Below are 15463 nucleotides of genomic sequence, written 5' to 3' on the forward strand. Positions count from 1 at the left end.
TATACTTTTGCATAATCTGTATTTTGCTTACGAAGTAACTTAATTTGACTTCGCTGTTCTGACATTTTCATGTTTTTATTGTAACAAGTATAATATTCTTTTCTTTGAGCTAAATAAGTATTATAAAGGAGTTTACATAAAAAACTATCTCTTTCTATATCTGCTATTTGCTCTTTTGTAGGATATATTTGAATTTTTTTGCATAATATAATACTATTTTCATTTTTCTTCTTGAACCCCATTTTCTAGAATCCCCTTTATCTCTTTTTTTAGTTTTTTCTGTTTATAACTTCTACTACCATAAAGCTTAGCAGAAAAAACATGAACTATTATCATCAAATCTAATGTATAAAATAGTCAACAGATTCTTATATGTTTTTTCAGATTTTATTTAGCTGTTAAAAGCACCTCAAAATTTAGGTTGTTTTGTATTTATTTTTAGTTTCTCCTAAATGTGTAAGAATATTATTTGATAATTTTTCCACTTTGTAAAAATTAAAATTAAAAAATATATTGACATAAAAAAATAAACGTGATAAACTAACAGTTGTGAAATAAAGCAGAAGTTATCCGCTTCTCACCTTACTCCGATGGTTGTAGGGTTAATGACTGGATTTTGAAGTCTTAGTTGTGGTATGTGTACGGATAGCTTATGCTATCCGTTTTTTATTTTTAATATATTTGGAGGTGTCTAACTATTAAAGAGTTACCAATTAATGAAGAGATAAGAGATAAGGAAGTAAGACTTATTTCTAACACAGGTGAGCAATTAGGTATTATGTCTGCAAGGGAAGCACAGATAATAGCAAATAACAATAATTTAGATTTAGTAAAAATAGCACCTAATGCAAATCCACCTGTATGCAAAATAATGGATTATGGAAAGTATAAGTACGAACAATCTAGAAAAGAGAAAGAATCAAAGAAGAAACAAAAGACTATAAATGTTAAGGAAATAAGATTAAGACCAGCCATAGAAGAACACGATTTAAATACAAAAGCTAAACAAGCGATTAAGTTCTTAAACAAGGGAGATAAAGTTAAGGTTGAGCTTAGATTTAGAGGAAGAGAGCTTGGACATAAAGATGCAGGTCTTGAGGTTGTTAATAAATTTATAGATTATGTTAAGGATGTTGGTACACCAGCTAAATCCCCAAAATTTGAAGGGAATAAATTGGTTGTGACATTAGATCCTAAAAAATAATTATACTTTGAGAGGAGGAAATTAATATGCCAAAAATGAAAACTCATAGAGGAGCAGCTAAAAGATTTAAAGCTACAGGAAAAGGTAAATTAAAAAGAGCAAAAGCTTATAAAAGCCATATATTAACTAAGAAAAGTGCAAAAACAAAGATGAATCTTAGAAAATCAGCTTTAGTAAGTGCTGGAGATCAAAAGAGAATAGCAAGATTATTACCATACGTGTAAAATAGATGTTTGAACAAAGGAGGTCGTAAAGATGGCAAGAGTTAAAAAGGCAATAAATGCTCGTAAAAAACATAAAAAAATATTAAAACTTGCAAAAGGTTTTAGAGGAGCTAGAAGTAGATTATTTAGACCAGCTAATGAATTTGTAATGAAGGCTTTAAGACATGCTTATGTAGGTAGAAAGCTTAAAAAGAGAGATTTTAGAAAACTTTGGATACAAAGAATAAATGCAGCTACAAGACTTCATGGATTATCTTATTCAAGATTTATAAATGGATTAAAATTAGCTGGAATTAATATAAATAGAAAAATGTTATCAGAAATGGCAATAAATGATCCGGAAGGATTTAAGCAATTAGTTGAAACTGCTAAGCAAAAAATAAATGCTTAATAAAAATTCCTTAGATTTTATCTAAGGAATTTTTTTGTAATTCTTTAATTGTGTTTAATATGTTTTTTGATTGCATTATTCCGGACATAATAGCAACTCCATTTGCACCAGCTTTATATACATTTTTTATATTGTATTTGTTTATACCTCCAATGGCAATTACAGGTATATTTACATTTTTTTTTATTTCTCTTATGAATTCTAATCCTCTTGGTTTTAGGTTTTTTTTACAATCAGTTGGAAATATATGTCCTGCAATTATGTAATTAGCTCCGAGATTTTGAGCAGTGATTGCTTCATTTACACTATGTACAGAAACTCCTGTTATTCCGTTAAATTTAGGTAAACTATTATTTATAAAATTAAAACCTATGTGGAACCCATGGCATTTTAAATCTTTAGCTACATTTAAGTTATTGTTTATTATAAGAGGAACATTTTTTTTATCTGTTATGCTTTTGATTTTTTTAGCTATTGAGTAAAGTTCATCGTATTTTAAATCTTTTTCTCTGAGTATAACAGCGTCAATTCCAGCGTTTACAGATTCTTCAATGACTCTAAATATATTATTATCAGGTATCAATTTTCTATTGGTGATAAGGTATATCATGTTAATTATCCTCTCTTAATAAATTGATGTTTTTACCTTCTAGTATTTTATTCATATTTCTCATAGAACACATTTTTCCACACATTGTACAGCTGTCATTATGTTCTGGAATAGATGAGTTTCTAAATTTTCTAGCTTTTTCTTCGTCTATGCAAAGTTTAAACATTTTTTCCCAATCTAAATTTTGTCTTGCTTTGCTCATTTCATAATCCCAATCTTTTGCATATTTAATTCCCTTAGCTATATCAGCTGCGTGTGCTGCAATTTTTGATGCTATTATACCTTCTTTCATATCATCTAGAGTAGGGAGTCTTAAGTGTTCAGCAGGTGTAACATAGCATAGAAAATCAGCTCCAGAGCTTGCTGCTATGGTACCACCTATTGCACTTGTTATATGATCATATCCAGGAGCGATATCAGTGACAATAGGACCTAGAACATAAAATGGTGCACCATGGCATAGTTTTTTTTCAAGAAGCATATTAGCTTGTATTTCATTAATAGCCATATGACCAGGTCCTTCAATCATGACTTGAACATTTTTTTCCCAAGCTCTTTTTGTAAGTTCTCCTAAAATGATAAGTTCTTCAATTTGAGATGCATCAGTAGAATCATTTATAGAACCAGGGCGGCAAGCATCTCCCAGACTTAAAGTAACATCGTATTTTTCGCAAATATCTAAAAGCTCATCATAATATTCATAAAAAGGATTTTCGCTGTTATTAAGTTCCATCCATGCAAACAATAAAGAACCACCTCTGGAAACTATATTAGTAAGACGTTTATTTTTTTTAAAAGTTTCGCAAGTTCTTTTTGTTAAACCTGCATGAATAGTAACAAAATCTACGCCATCTTTAGCGTGTTTTTCAACTACATCTAAAAATTCTTTGGCTTTAATATCTTTGAGTTCTTTATCGTAAAAACCAACAGCATCGTAAATTGGAACAGTACCAATCATGGCAGGAGACAACTCGATTATTTTTTTTCTAAACTCTTCGGTTTTACCAAATGAACTTAAATCCATTATGGCTTCAGCTTTAAGTTCAATTGCTTTTTTTACTTTTTCTATTTCAGGTTCTATATTTGGACAATCTTTTGATATTCCCAAATTTACATTTATTTTAGTTCTAAGACCTTCTCCTATACCTTCTGGATTTAATGATTTATGATTTTTATTAGCTGGAATAACTACTTTACCATTTGCAATCAAGTTTTTAAGTATATTTACATCTATTTTTTCTTTTTGAGCAACTATTTCCATTTCTTTAGTTGTAATTCCTTTTTTTGCAGCATCCATTTGAGTTGTATAATTCATATTAAATTCTCCTTTCTATATATGATCCCAATCTTTAAAAATGGGTTGATATCCTTTTTTAAGAAGTGAATTTTTAATTTCTGAAACACTTCGTGTATCAGCTATTTCAAATTGGTTAGAGCTTTTATTAACTTGAGAATGTCCTCCAACACTAGTACAAACTCCTGCTGACATCTTGGTAATCCCAAGGGGGATGAGGTTTTCTCTAAATTCTTTACTTTCTCTAGTTGAAATATTTATTCCGGCGTAAGGCATAAATAGTTTAAGAGCAAGCATTACTTGTACTAGATTTTTATCAGTTACTTCATATATATCAGCAAAATTTCCTATATGAGGTCTAATTCTAGGAAGAGAAAAGCTTATTTCTACATCTAAATATTTATTTTGAAGATAATATCCATGAAGACCTGTAAAAAATGCTTCACTTCTAAAATCATAAAGGCCAAGTAAGGCACCGATATTTACTGACCTCATTTTAGCTCTGCATCCTCGTTCGGGTGCGTCTAATCTAAATTTATAATTTTTCTTAGGACCAGATACATGAACTTTATCGTAAATAGTTTCATTATATACTTCTTGGTAAATGGTGAGAGAATCTACACCAGCATTTACAAGTTCTAAGTATTCTTTTTCTGTAAGAGGATAAATTTCAATACATATGGAATCAAAGTAATTTTTTAGTATGTAAATACAATCTTTAATATATGAAATTGGGGTTTGTGATTTAGATTCTCCGGTTAAAATTAATATATGTCTAAGACCAGTTGAAGAAATTTTTTTAGCTTCAATTTCAATTTCTTCAAGAGTTAATTTTTTTCTTGAAATTTTATTTTCAACATTAAAGCTACAATAAGAACATTTATTGGAACAGTAATTTGAAATATACATAGGAGTATATAAAATTATAGATTTTCCAAAATGTTGTATAGACAATTTGTTTGATTTTTGAGCCATTTCTTCTAAATAATTTTCTGCGGTGGGGGATAGTAGCGTTAAAAAGTCAAATTCATTTAATCTATTTTTACTAATAACATTTAAAATATCAATATCAGTTATATTTTTAAAATAATTATCGAAATCAAAATGTTTATATTTGACATATTCATCGTAAAAACTCATTTAAATATCGCCTCCATACAGAAATCCTGTAAGTGGAGAAGAAGCACTAGCATATTTCTTAACAGCTCCCATTTTAGCAAGATATGCTTTTCTACCAGCTATTACAGCATGATGAAAAGCTTCACCCATAACAACTGGATCATTTGATGATGCAATAGCGGTATTTACAAGTACTGCGTCTGCTCCCATTTCCATTGCTTTTGCAGCTTGAGAAGGTTTGCCTATACCTGCATCTACAATTATGGGAACATTAATTTCATCTATTAAAATTTGAATCATTTCTTCGGTTCTAAGTCCTTTGTTAGTTCCTATTGGAGCTCCGAGAGGCATTACAGCAGCTGCTCCAGCATCAACCATTCGTTTTGCGTCCATCAAATCAGGATTCATATAAGGAAGAACAATGAATCCTTCTTTTGCCAGTATATTTGTAGCTTTAATTGTTTCATAGTTATCTGGGAGAAGATATTTATTATCAGAAATAACTTCTATTTTTATCCAATTTCCACAACCTGCAGCTCTTGCTAGTTTAGCTATTCTTACAGCTTCATCAGCATTTCTAGCTCCAGATGTGTTTGGAAGAAGAATACAGTTTTTATCTATATAATTTAGTATATTTTCTTCAGGAGAGTTTAAGTTTACTCTTCTTAAAGCAACAGTGATAACTTGAGAATTAGAAGATTTTATAACTTTAGGTAGTATTTCGTTTGAAGAATATTTTCCTGTTCCAATAAAAAGTCTGCTATTTAACTCGGTTTGACCGATTTTTAATCTATCCATAATAAACCTCCTTAAGCTTTTTCTTTGCCTAAAATAAGTCTTAAAACCATGTTAGCTTGATGATATGCAGCTATTCCAACTCTTGGAGCCATAAGTCCACATCCAGGTTTTGATTGTGATGTATTATCACCGACTATATAAAAATTGTCCTTAATTTTTTTTGTAACTATTGAATTAGAAGAAAAATATCCTGCAACTCCCGAAGATGATATTAATTTTTTTTCAGGCATTTTGGATAGAATAGTATTTGCTAAAATAGCTTTTGATTTTGGATTGTCAAATGCTTCTACTATAATATCAACATCTTTGAATATTTCTTCTATATTGTTTTCATCAATAAAAATATTTTTAGTTTCTATATCAACAAAAGGGTTGCAATTATTAATAATATCTTTTAGCGCACAGGTTTTTTTCATTCCGATGTGTTTTATAAAATATTGTTGTCTATTTAAGTTGCTTAAATCTACTACATCAAAATCTACAAGAAGAAGTTTACCAATACCTATTCTAGCTAGAGATATAGCTACATTTGAACCGAGACCACCAAGACCTGCTATTCCAATTTTTGCTTTTTTTATTTTATTTTGAACATTAGGAGAATGTCTTAATGCTAAAATATATTCGAATTCTTCTTTTGATAATTTATTCAAAATTAACCTCCTCCTACAAAATTAATTATTTCGATTTTATCTTTTTTGCTGAGCTTTTTATCTGTATATTCACTTTTAGAGATTATGTTAAAATTTACTTCAACTACTACTGTGTCAGGATTTAAATTGAGTTTTTCAAGAAGATCTTTAACTGTTATTTCTTCTTTAAAATCTATTTTTTCACCGTTGACAATCATATTTAACCTCCTTTCCGGATAATATAAAAGGCACAAATCCCAGAATAAGGATTTGTGCCTATATATTTACATATAAAAATACATATACATCCACTTCCCTACGCTGGTATTATCCAGATCAGGTTAAAGGGTTAAAGACTTCATTGGGTCTTACTCTCAGCTGGCCTTTCCAGCACCCCTAGCGAAATTTTATTTACTTTTAGAATTATAATAACATATGAATAAATTTTATTCAATTATATTATTCTAAAAATTTCCTAGAAAAATAAAAAGTATATTTTTTTATATAATGGAAATGATATACAAAGAGTAGGTTATAGGAGGTTTTTTTATGAGGATTCCAAATCATATAGGTATAATACCAGATGGAAATAGGAGATGGGCTTTAAAGCAAGGTATGAGTAAAGAGAAGGGATATGATAAAGGATTAAATCCAGGACTTGAAGTGTTTAAAATTTGTAAAGAAATTGGAATAAAAGAGATTACATATTATGGGTTTACAGTTGATAATACTAAAAGACCATCTGTTCAAACTAAAGCTTTTACAAAAGCTTGTATAGATGCTGTTAATATGCTTTCAAAAGAAGATGCATCTTTATTAGTGGTGGGAAATACTAATTCACCTATGTTTCCTAAAGAATTAATTCCATATACTAAAAGAAGAGATTTTGGAAAAGGCGGCATAAAAGTTAATTTTTTAGTTAATTATGGCTGGAATTGGGATTTGGGTAGTTTAAATCAGAATGATTCTATTGGCAAAAACAATATAATTAAGAATTTAAAGTCAAGAGATGTATCCAGAGTAGATTTGATAATAAGATGGGGAGGCAGAAGAAGATTGAGTGGTTTTTTACCAGTTCAATCTATTTATTCTGATTTTTACGTTGTAGACGATTATTGGCCAGATTTTAAAGCTCAGCATATATATGATGCTCTTAGTTGGTATGATAAACAAGATATAACGCTTGGAGGATAATTTTTGTGTATTTATATGCAAAACTTTGATATAATGTATTTGTATGGTAAAATTTACACATTATGATTTAAAATCAAACTGGGGGTGTCGAGATATGAGTTTTAAACTACCACAATATAAAGAACCTGATTTTGAACAAGCATTTTTAAAAAATGCTCCAAATGTAAAAACTCAAAAAGTTGTAAAAGAAGGAGTGGCACCAGATAATTATCATGGAACTACAATATTTCCGGAGTATTTTAAAATAAATGGAAATTGGGTTTTAGCTAAAGAAAGTAGAATGGATTGTGTAGTTGTTGTAAAGAATGATAATGAAGTTGAGATTAAGGAATTTAGAAATTTAAAAGTTGGAGAAAATGTTGTAGTTGGAAGAACTGAAGATGCAAGTGAAGGTATATATGTATATACTGAGGGATTTAAAGGAGAAGAAGATGTTGATGAAACATTTGCATTTAGAAGTGGAAGATCAAGAGAGACTGCATACTCTAAGGATTATGATGATTTATATGATGTGTTAAGGCATGAAAAAGAGAATGGATACATAGTTTGGGTTTTAGGACCTGCTGCTGTTTTTGATAAAGATGCAAGAGAAGCTATGGCGTCTCTTATAGACAATGGATATGTTCATGCGTTTTTAGGAGGAAATGCAGTAGCTACACATGATTTAGAAGCTGGTATGTTTGGAACTGCACTTGGACAAGATATATATACTCAAAAATCTATGAAAGATGGACATTATAATCATTTGGATTTGTTAAATAAGGCTAGAAGAGCAGGTTCGATAGAAAAGCTTTTAGAGCAAGAAAATATCACAGATGGAATAATACATGCATGTGTTAAGAATAATGTTCCTGTAGTTTTAGGTGGTTCTATAAGAGATGATGGACCGCTTCCAATAGTAATATCAGATGTATATAAAGCTCAAAATGAAATGAGAAAACATACAAGAAAAGCTACAACAGTTATATGTCTCGCAACACAGCTTCATTCAATAGCAACGGGAAATATGACTCCTTCTTATACAGTTGTCGATGGAAAAGTAAGACCGGTATTTATTTATAGTGTTGATGTATCTGAATTTGCAGTTAACAAGTTAAGAGATAGGGGAACTTTGGAAGTTAAAACTATAGTCACAAATGTACAAGATTTTTTAGTTAATTTAAAAAATAACTTAGTAAAATAGAAAATTGTATATTAAATTAAAAACTCATGGTTAGCAATTTGTATAATCATGAGTTTTCTTCATTAAATTTTGTGTTTTTGGTATTTTAGTATTTTGTTTTGTGTTATATAATCTTATTTGTGTTGAGGGAATAATATAAAAAGATATTGTACTAGTTAAAGAGGTGAAAAAATGTTAGGTACTTATATTCGAAAAAAGAACAGGTTATCTCCTGCGCAGTTTATGGTATTGGGATTTGCAATTATAATATTATTAGGGGCATTGTTTCTTAATTTACCAATAGCATCTCAAAATGGAGAAAGCGTAGGATTTATAAATGCATTATTTACATCAACTTCAGCAGTTTGTGTAACAGGGCTTGTAGTAGTAGATACAGGAACTCATTGGACTGTTTTTGGAAAAACTATAATAATTATACTAATACAAGTTGGAGGACTTGGATTTATGTCCATGGCAACATTATTTTCAATACTTATAGGTAAAAAAATATGTTTGCATCAAAGACTTTTAATACAAGAAGCATTAAATCAATATGATTTATCTGGACTTGTAAGACTTACAAGACATATACTTGTGGGAACATTTATTATAGAAGGAATTGGTGCTATTATTTTATCTATGGTTTTTATACCTAAAATGGGATTTTTAAAAGGATTAGGATATGGGGTTTTTCACGCTATATCTGCATTTTGCAATGCTGGGTTTGATTTGATGGGTAATTTTAGTTCTCTTACTTCGTATACTGAAAATATTGTGGTAAATATTGTGATAATGGCTCTTATAATTTTAGGAGGATTAGGATTTACTGTAATATTTGATATTATAAAAAAGAGAAATTTTTCAAAATTAACACTTCATTCAAAAATAGTTATATTTATGACTTCTTTTTTAATATTAATTGGATTTATATTGTTTTTTGCAATTGAATACGATAACCCTAAAACTTTGGGTAATCTGTCTTTTAAAGGCAAAATTATTGCATCTATGTTTCAGTCAGTAACTACGAGAACAGCTGGTTTTAATACGATAGATTTAGCTGCTATGAAAGACAGTTCTAAATTTTTAACTATAATATTAATGTTTATAGGTGGTTCTCCAGCTTCAACAGCAGGAGGAATAAAAACAGCAACATTAGGAGTTTTAATATTAGCAGTTATAGCTTTTATAAAAGGAAAAGAAGATGTAGAAGCATTTGGAAGAAGGATTTCCTATTCTGTAGTAAATAAGTCATTAGGAGTAGTAGCCATAGGATTAAGTATTGTAGTATTTGTAGTTATGAGTTTGAGTTTAACTGAAGTGAAATTTGATTTCCTTGACACATTATTTGAAGCAGTATCAGCATTTGGAACAGTGGGATTAAGTCTTGCTGGAACTCCTAATTTATCTTTGATAGGTAGAATTTTGATAGCATTATCTATGTTTGCAGGTAGAGTAGGAGCACTTACAATATTATTTGCTCTTTCAAATAGAAAACAAAAGAATTTAGTTAGATATCCGGAGGATAAGGTAATTGTAGGATAGAAAGGAGAATTGTTTAATTATGAAACAATATGTAGTAATAGGATGTGGAAGATTTGGTTCTTCAGTAGCTACAACACTTTATTTATTAGGACATGAAGTGATGGCAATAGACAAGAGTTATGATATAGTACAGGATATATCAGATAAAGTAACTCATGCAGTTCAAGCGGATGCAACTGATGAAAATGCATTAAAATCATTGGGAATTAGAAATTTTGATGTAGCAGTTATTAGTATAGGATCAGATGTTCAATCTTCAATAATGGCGACATTAATAGCAAAAGAACTCGGAGTAAAATATGTGCTTTGTAAGGCACAAAATGAACTTCAAGCAAAAGTACTATATAAAATAGGTGCAGATAGAGTAGTATTTCCTGAAAGAGATATGGGGGTAAGGGTGGCTAATAATTTAGTATCTCAAAATGTACTTGATCATATAGAACTTGATCCTAATTATTCTATTGTTGAAGTAGTAACTCCTAGCGATTGGGTAGGAAAAAGCTTGAAAGAATTAAATTTAAGAGCTAAATATGGAATAAATGTCATGGCTATAAAGCAAGGAACTAATATAAATATCTCTCCAGAGCCAGATACTAAGTTTAAAATGGGGGATATATTAGTAGTTATAGGTGAAAATACGAAAATAAATCAAATAAGTAAAGAGGATAGATAATTATGATTTTGGAGATAACAAGTAAAGAAAATGAAAAAATAAAATATATTAAATCTTTACTGAAAAGTAAGAAGAGGTTACAGGAAAAGAAATACATAATAGAAGGATATAGAATTTTAAACCAAGCTATTGAGTGTAGTGCTGATATAGATTATGTAGTTTTTACTGATGAATTTTTAAACAAAGAAGAACATAAAAAATTTATAGATTTTTTAATGGACAATGGTTTTAAACTATACAAAACAACTAATAAACTTTTTAAAGGAATAACAGATACAGAAAAACCTCAGGGTATATTAGCTGTTGTTAAATATAAGGAATATGATTTAGATGAAATTTTAAATAGTAATTCTAATTTTTTTATAATATTAGATAGAATACAAGACCCTGGAAATATGGGTACTATAATTAGAACAGCAGATGCAGCTGGAGTTTATGGAGTAATTCTTCTAAAAGGCTGTGTTGATGTGTATAATCCAAAAGTTATAAGGTCTACTATGGGGTCTATATTTAATATGCCTATTATACAAGCAAATGAAGAAATTATAGATGATTTGAAAGAAAAAGGGTTTAATATTGTATCTAGTTATTTAAATACAGACAATTATTATCATAGTGTTAATTATGGTGATAAGGTTGCGTTAGTTATAGGAAATGAAGGAAATGGAATAAAAGATGAAATAATAAATAAATCTGATATATTAGTGAAAATACCTATTTATGGTAAAGCTGAATCGTTAAATGCAGCCATGGCATCTGGGATATTAATGTATGAGATAAGAAATAAGCAGGGTTAATTCCTGCTTTAAAAATGTTTTTAATATTTTATCGAATATTTAAACCTTGAAAATAGATGTTTATTATGCTATAATGCAAGGTAAAGTTTAATAGCAATAAAGGCTGTGAAGGAGAGAGTACTTTGAATTATCTTAGTTCAGAGAGGAATATATATGCTGAAATTATTCCCTAAGATTTCAAAGGAAGTTCGCTCTTGAGCTTTAAAGCTGAAATGAAAGTAGGTTTTAACGTTAGGCGCGTTAAGTCTTTTAAGAGGTCTATATTTTAGACTATTAGGGTGGTACCGCGGAAGATGATGAGCCTTTCGTCCCTTAGTGGGATGAAGGGCTTTTATAATTATAAAAAACTAAAGAAAGGGTGATAAAAATGAAAGAACAATTACTTAATATAAAAGAAAATGCCCTAGAGGAAATAAGTAAATGTGTGAAAATGGACGAGATAGAAAAATTAAGAGTTAAATATCTAGGAAAAAAGGGCGAAATAACTAGCATATTAAAGGGAATGGGGAAATTATCTCCTGAGGAAAGACCGGTTATAGGTAAAGTTGCAAATGAAGTTAGAGAAGAATTGGAAAGACAAATATCATTAAAAAAAGAAGAAATAAAAAATATAGAAAAAAATGAAAGATTAAAAGCTGAAATAATAGATGTTACAATGCCAGGTAAAAAATTCAAAATAGGCAAAAAACACCCTATAACGCAAATAATAGATGAAGTTAAATACATATTTACTGGAATGGGGTTTAAAGTGGCAGAAGGGCCTGAAATAGAGACTGTTTTTAATAATTTCGATGCGCTTAATGCTCCTAAAAATCATCCATCAAGAGATATGAGTGATACTTTTTATATAGATGAAAATTTACTTCTTAGAACTCAAACGTCTCCAGTTCAAATTAGAACTATGAAATCAGTAAAACCTCCAATTAGAATTATAGCTCCAGGTAGATGTTTTAGATCTGATGCACCTGATGCAACTCATTCTCCGATGTTTCATCAAATAGAGGGGTTAGTTGTAGATAAAAATATCACCATGGCAGAACTTAAAGGAACACTAGATGCTTTTGTAAAGCAGTTATTTGGAGAAGACACTAAAACTAAATTTAGACCTCATAATTTTCCTTTTACAGAGCCAAGTGCAGAGGTTGACGTAACTTGTTTTAAATGTAAAGGTAAAGGGTGTTCTGTGTGTAAAGGGGAAGGTTGGATAGAAATATTAGGAGCAGGAATGGTTCATCCAAATGTTCTTAGAAATTGTGGAATAGATCCAGAAGAGTACAGTGGATTTGCTTTCGGTATGGGTGTAGATAGAATAGCAATGCTTAAATATGAAATAGATGATATAAGATTATTATTTGAAAATGATATGAGATTTTTAAATCAATTTTAAGGGAGGTAAAAAAATATGTTAGTACCTTTAAAATGGCTTAGGGATTATGTTGATATAGATGTTGACGTAAAAGAATTTGCTGATAAAATGACAATGACAGGATCGAAAGTTGAAAAAGTAGAAAATTTTGGAGAGGATATAGAAAAAGTAGTAGTAGGGAAAATCTTAGAAATAAAAAAACATCCAAATGCTGATAAATTAATAGTTACAAAAGTCGATATTGGAAGTGAAGTTCTTCAAATAGTAACAGGTGCTAAAAATGTAAAAGAAGGCGATTTAATACCATTAGCATTAGTTGGAGCAAAACTTCCAGGAGGAATTAAGATAAAAAAAGGAAAGTTAAGAGGAGAACTATCACAAGGTATGATGTGTTCAAGTGAAGAACTTGGAATACCTTTTAATATGGTAGAAGAAAGCAAAAGAGATGGAATATATACTTTAGATGAAGAATATGAATTAGGAAAAGATATAAAAGAAGTTTTAGGAATTAATGATTCTCTAGTTGAGTTTGAAATAACCTCAAATAGACCTGATTGTTTATCTATTATTGGAATTGCTAGGGAAGCTGCAGTAACTTTGAACAAAAAGTTAAGATATCCACAAATAAATGTAAAAGAATGTGATGAAAAAATTAAATTTGACGTAAACATAGAAGACAATTCTCTATGTCCGAGATATGCTGCTAGAATAATAAAAGATGTAAAAATAAAACCATCTCCTTACTGGATGCAAAGAAGGCTTATAGAAGCAGGAGTTAGACCAATAAATAATATAGTTGATATTACTAATTATGTAATGTTAGAGCTTGGACAACCTCTTCATGCTTTTGATTTAGATAAAATTGAAAGTGATAATATTGTTGTTAGAAAATCAAAAGAAGGAGAAAAATTTACAACATTAGATGGTGTTGAGAGAAATTTAGATGAAAATATGCTTCTTATAACAGATGGTAAAAAACCAATCGCTATAGCAGGAGTTATGGGTGGAGCTAATTCTGAAGTAACTTCGGATACAAATGAAATACTCCTTGAAAGTGCTAATTTTAATGCTGATAGCATAAGAAGAACTTCTAAAAAGTTAGGTCTTAGAACAGAAGCATCATCGAGATTTGAAAAAGGAATAGATGTAAATTTAGTTGAAACTGCACTTAATAGAGCTGCACAGCTTATAGAAGAATTGGGAGCAGGGAGAGTATTGAAGGGATTTGTAGATAATTATAAAAATCCTGTGGAGAATAAAAAGATTGTTGTAAGACCTCAAAGAATAAATAAACTATTAGGTGAAAATATACCACTTAATCAGTTTATAGAAATACTTGAAAGTCTTGAATTTGAATGCTCTTTAGTAGATGATAAATTAGAGATTGTAGTTCCAAGTTTTAGACTTGACATAGATATGGAAGCTGATATTTTAGAAGAAATAGCTAGAATATATGGTTATGATAATATTCCATCTAATATGATATATGGAAATACTACTATTGGACTTAAAACAATAGGTCAAATATTTGAAGAAAATATAAAAAATAGTTTAGTTGCTATGGGACTAAATGAAATACTTACTTATTCATTTGTAAGTCCTAAAGGAGTAGATAAAATAAATTTACCAGAACATTCTATAAAGAGAAAATTTATAAAGATAATAAATCCTCTTGGGGAAGAAACTAGTGTTATGAGAACTACATTACTTCCTAATATGTTAGATGTAGTGTCTAGAAATTATTCTCGTAAAGTAGATGAATTTGCTGGATTTGAAATAGGTAATACATTTATGCCAAAGGATAATTTATTACCAGTGGAAAAGAAATCTATAGCTTTGGGATTATATAGTGATGAAATGGACTTTTTTACTATAAAGGGAATAATAGAAGAATTATTTGAAAATATAGGATTTGAGAATTACGATGTAATACCGGAAAAAAATCACCCTACATTTCACCCAGGAAGATGTGCTTGTATAGCTTATAATGATAATATCGTAGGTGTATTTGGAGAAATACATCCAGATGTTTTAGAAAATTATGATATAAATACAAGAGTTTATGCTGCAGAAATTGATTTTGAACTTCTATTTACTTTTGCAAGAAATAATAAGACTTATAAGCCTTTACCTAAATATCCAGCAATAACTAGAGATATAGCACTTTTAGTGAAAGATGATGTTTATGTAAAAGAGATTGAAGATGTAATAAAACAAAATTCTAAAGGTTTAGTAGAAAGTTTCAAATTATTTGATGTTTATAAAGGGGAACAAATAGAAGAAGGATACAAGTCTGTTGCATATTCTATAGTGTATAGAAGTATAGAAAAAACACTTACAGATGATGAAGTAAATGAAGTTCACGATAATATAGTAAGAGAACTCAAAGAAAAAATTAATGCTAATTTAAGATTGTAAAAATTGAAAAAAAATTTTACAATAAATATAAGTAAAAGAATA

Annotated in this window: 17 protein-coding genes, 1 riboswitch and 2 other annotated features; of the genes, 10 read left to right on the plus strand and 7 right to left on the minus strand. The window is 29.4% G+C overall.

Going from position 1 to position 15463, the window contains the following annotated elements:
• The coding region (locus tag BUA19_RS06355) for a helix-turn-helix domain-containing protein (protein ID WP_178137420.1) at positions 1-242 on the minus strand (242 nt) is incomplete at its 3' end.
• A gap of 309 nt (positions 243-551) precedes the next feature.
• Positions 552-677 (plus strand) — a sequence feature (ribosomal protein L20 leader region).
• Positions 678-712: 35 nt separating this feature from the next.
• Between BUA19_RS06355 and infC the strand changes: the two genes are divergently transcribed.
• Genes infC through rplT form a run of 3 tightly spaced genes read left to right on the plus strand, consistent with a single transcriptional unit; the run spans position 713 to position 1819 of the window.
• Positions 713-1204, plus strand: coding sequence for a translation initiation factor IF-3 (gene infC, locus BUA19_RS06365; protein ID WP_330389026.1), 492 nt, complete (start codon positions 713-715; stop codon positions 1202-1204).
• Between the two features lie 26 nt (positions 1205-1230).
• Positions 1231-1428 carry a 50S ribosomal protein L35 gene (rpmI, locus tag BUA19_RS06370; protein WP_072724854.1) on the plus strand — a complete coding sequence of 66 codons (198 nt, stop codon included), beginning with the start codon at positions 1231-1233 and terminating at the stop codon, positions 1426-1428.
• A 31-nt stretch (positions 1429-1459) separates the two neighbouring features.
• A complete protein-coding gene (gene rplT, locus BUA19_RS06375) occupies positions 1460-1819 on the plus strand; it encodes a 50S ribosomal protein L20 (RefSeq protein WP_072724856.1) in 360 nt (119 codons plus the stop codon).
• A 10-nt stretch (positions 1820-1829) separates the two neighbouring features.
• Here the strand turns inward: rplT and thiE are convergent, their stop codons facing one another.
• Genes thiE through thiS form a run of 6 tightly spaced genes read right to left on the minus strand, consistent with a single transcriptional unit; the run spans position 1830 to position 6487 of the window.
• The gene (thiE, locus tag BUA19_RS06380) at positions 1830-2429 is read right to left on the minus strand and encodes a thiamine phosphate synthase (RefSeq protein ID WP_072724858.1); all 600 of its coding nucleotides are present in this window, start codon (positions 2427-2429) and stop codon (positions 1830-1832) included.
• A 1-nt stretch (position 2430) separates the two neighbouring features.
• A complete protein-coding gene (thiC, locus tag BUA19_RS06385) occupies positions 2431-3744 on the minus strand; it encodes a phosphomethylpyrimidine synthase ThiC (protein WP_072724860.1) in 1314 nt (437 codons plus the stop codon).
• 15 nt (positions 3745-3759) lie between these two features.
• Positions 3760-4863, minus strand: coding sequence for a 2-iminoacetate synthase ThiH (gene thiH / locus BUA19_RS06390; protein WP_072724862.1), 1104 nt, complete (start codon positions 4861-4863; stop codon positions 3760-3762).
• Positions 4864-5640: a thiazole synthase gene (locus tag BUA19_RS06395; protein WP_072724864.1), complete on the minus strand. Its 777-nt coding sequence runs from the start codon at positions 5638-5640 to the stop codon at positions 4864-4866.
• A gap of 11 nt (positions 5641-5651) precedes the next feature.
• Positions 5652-6290 carry a sulfur carrier protein ThiS adenylyltransferase ThiF gene (gene thiF / locus BUA19_RS06400; RefSeq protein ID WP_242939254.1) on the minus strand — a complete coding sequence of 213 codons (639 nt, stop codon included), beginning with the start codon at positions 6288-6290 and terminating at the stop codon, positions 5652-5654.
• A gap of 2 nt (positions 6291-6292) precedes the next feature.
• A complete protein-coding gene (thiS, locus tag BUA19_RS06405; protein WP_072724868.1) occupies positions 6293-6487 on the minus strand; it encodes a sulfur carrier protein ThiS in 195 nt (64 codons plus the stop codon).
• A 78-nt stretch (positions 6488-6565) separates the two neighbouring features.
• Positions 6566-6677, minus strand: a riboswitch (TPP riboswitch).
• A 141-nt stretch (positions 6678-6818) separates the two neighbouring features.
• Between thiS and uppS the strand changes: the two genes are divergently transcribed.
• The 7 genes from uppS (at position 6819) to pheT (ending at position 15421) form a co-directional block, all read left to right on the plus strand.
• On the plus strand, positions 6819-7463 hold the full coding sequence (gene uppS, locus BUA19_RS06410; RefSeq protein ID WP_072724870.1) for a polyprenyl diphosphate synthase: 645 nt from the start codon (positions 6819-6821) through the stop codon (positions 7461-7463).
• 94 nt (positions 7464-7557) lie between these two features.
• Positions 7558-8646 carry a putative NPN-dependent ornithine cyclodeaminase gene (locus tag BUA19_RS06415; RefSeq protein ID WP_072724872.1) on the plus strand — a complete coding sequence of 363 codons (1089 nt, stop codon included), beginning with the start codon at positions 7558-7560 and terminating at the stop codon, positions 8644-8646.
• A 171-nt stretch (positions 8647-8817) separates the two neighbouring features.
• On the plus strand, positions 8818-10167 hold the full coding sequence (locus BUA19_RS06420) for a TrkH family potassium uptake protein (RefSeq protein WP_072724874.1): 1350 nt from the start codon (positions 8818-8820) through the stop codon (positions 10165-10167).
• Positions 10168-10186: 19 nt separating this feature from the next.
• Complete coding sequence (locus tag BUA19_RS06425) at positions 10187-10840, plus strand: potassium channel family protein (protein ID WP_072724876.1); 654 nt, start codon at positions 10187-10189, stop codon at positions 10838-10840.
• Between the two features lie 2 nt (positions 10841-10842).
• The gene (gene rlmB, locus BUA19_RS06430; RefSeq protein ID WP_072724877.1) at positions 10843-11637 is read left to right on the plus strand and encodes a 23S rRNA (guanosine(2251)-2'-O)-methyltransferase RlmB; all 795 of its coding nucleotides are present in this window, start codon (positions 10843-10845) and stop codon (positions 11635-11637) included.
• Between the two features lie 96 nt (positions 11638-11733).
• Positions 11734-11953: a binding site (T-box leader), on the plus strand.
• A gap of 51 nt (positions 11954-12004) precedes the next feature.
• On the plus strand, positions 12005-13024 hold the full coding sequence (pheS, locus tag BUA19_RS06435; protein WP_072724879.1) for a phenylalanine--tRNA ligase subunit alpha: 1020 nt from the start codon (positions 12005-12007) through the stop codon (positions 13022-13024).
• 15 nt (positions 13025-13039) lie between these two features.
• On the plus strand, positions 13040-15421 hold the full coding sequence (gene pheT, locus BUA19_RS06440; protein WP_072724880.1) for a phenylalanine--tRNA ligase subunit beta: 2382 nt from the start codon (positions 13040-13042) through the stop codon (positions 15419-15421).
• Positions 15422-15463 lie beyond the last annotated feature (42 nt).

Origin of the sequence: Tepidibacter thalassicus DSM 15285, from assembly GCF_900129915.1 — a bacterium.
In the GTDB taxonomy this organism is placed as follows: domain Bacteria; phylum Bacillota; class Clostridia; order Peptostreptococcales; family Peptostreptococcaceae; genus Tepidibacter; species Tepidibacter thalassicus.

Bases quoted from the DNA above. Each gene is read 5' to 3' on its own strand.
- rpmI (WP_072724854.1), top strand. From the start codon at position 1,231: ATGCCAAAAATGAAAACTCATAGAGGAGCAGCTAAAAGATTTAAAGCT.
- rplT (WP_072724856.1), top strand. From the start codon at position 1,460: ATGGCAAGAGTTAAAAAGGCAATAAATGCTCGTAAAAAACATAAAAAA.
- thiE (WP_072724858.1), bottom strand. From the start codon at position 2,429: ATGATATACCTTATCACCAATAGAAAATTGATACCTGATAATAATATA.
- thiC (WP_072724860.1), bottom strand. From the start codon at position 3,744: ATGAATTATACAACTCAAATGGATGCTGCAAAAAAAGGAATTACAACT.
- thiH (WP_072724862.1), bottom strand. From the start codon at position 4,863: ATGAGTTTTTACGATGAATATGTCAAATATAAACATTTTGATTTCGAT.
- BUA19_RS06395 (WP_072724864.1), bottom strand. From the start codon at position 5,640: ATGGATAGATTAAAAATCGGTCAAACCGAGTTAAATAGCAGACTTTTT.
- thiS (WP_072724868.1), bottom strand. From the start codon at position 6,487: ATGATTGTCAACGGTGAAAAAATAGATTTTAAAGAAGAAATAACAGTT.
- uppS (WP_072724870.1), top strand. From the start codon at position 6,819: ATGAGGATTCCAAATCATATAGGTATAATACCAGATGGAAATAGGAGA.
- BUA19_RS06415 (WP_072724872.1), top strand. From the start codon at position 7,558: ATGAGTTTTAAACTACCACAATATAAAGAACCTGATTTTGAACAAGCA.
- BUA19_RS06420 (WP_072724874.1), top strand. From the start codon at position 8,818: ATGTTAGGTACTTATATTCGAAAAAAGAACAGGTTATCTCCTGCGCAG.
- BUA19_RS06425 (WP_072724876.1), top strand. From the start codon at position 10,187: ATGAAACAATATGTAGTAATAGGATGTGGAAGATTTGGTTCTTCAGTA.
- rlmB (WP_072724877.1), top strand. From the start codon at position 10,843: ATGATTTTGGAGATAACAAGTAAAGAAAATGAAAAAATAAAATATATT.
- pheS (WP_072724879.1), top strand. From the start codon at position 12,005: ATGAAAGAACAATTACTTAATATAAAAGAAAATGCCCTAGAGGAAATA.
- pheT (WP_072724880.1), top strand. From the start codon at position 13,040: ATGTTAGTACCTTTAAAATGGCTTAGGGATTATGTTGATATAGATGTT.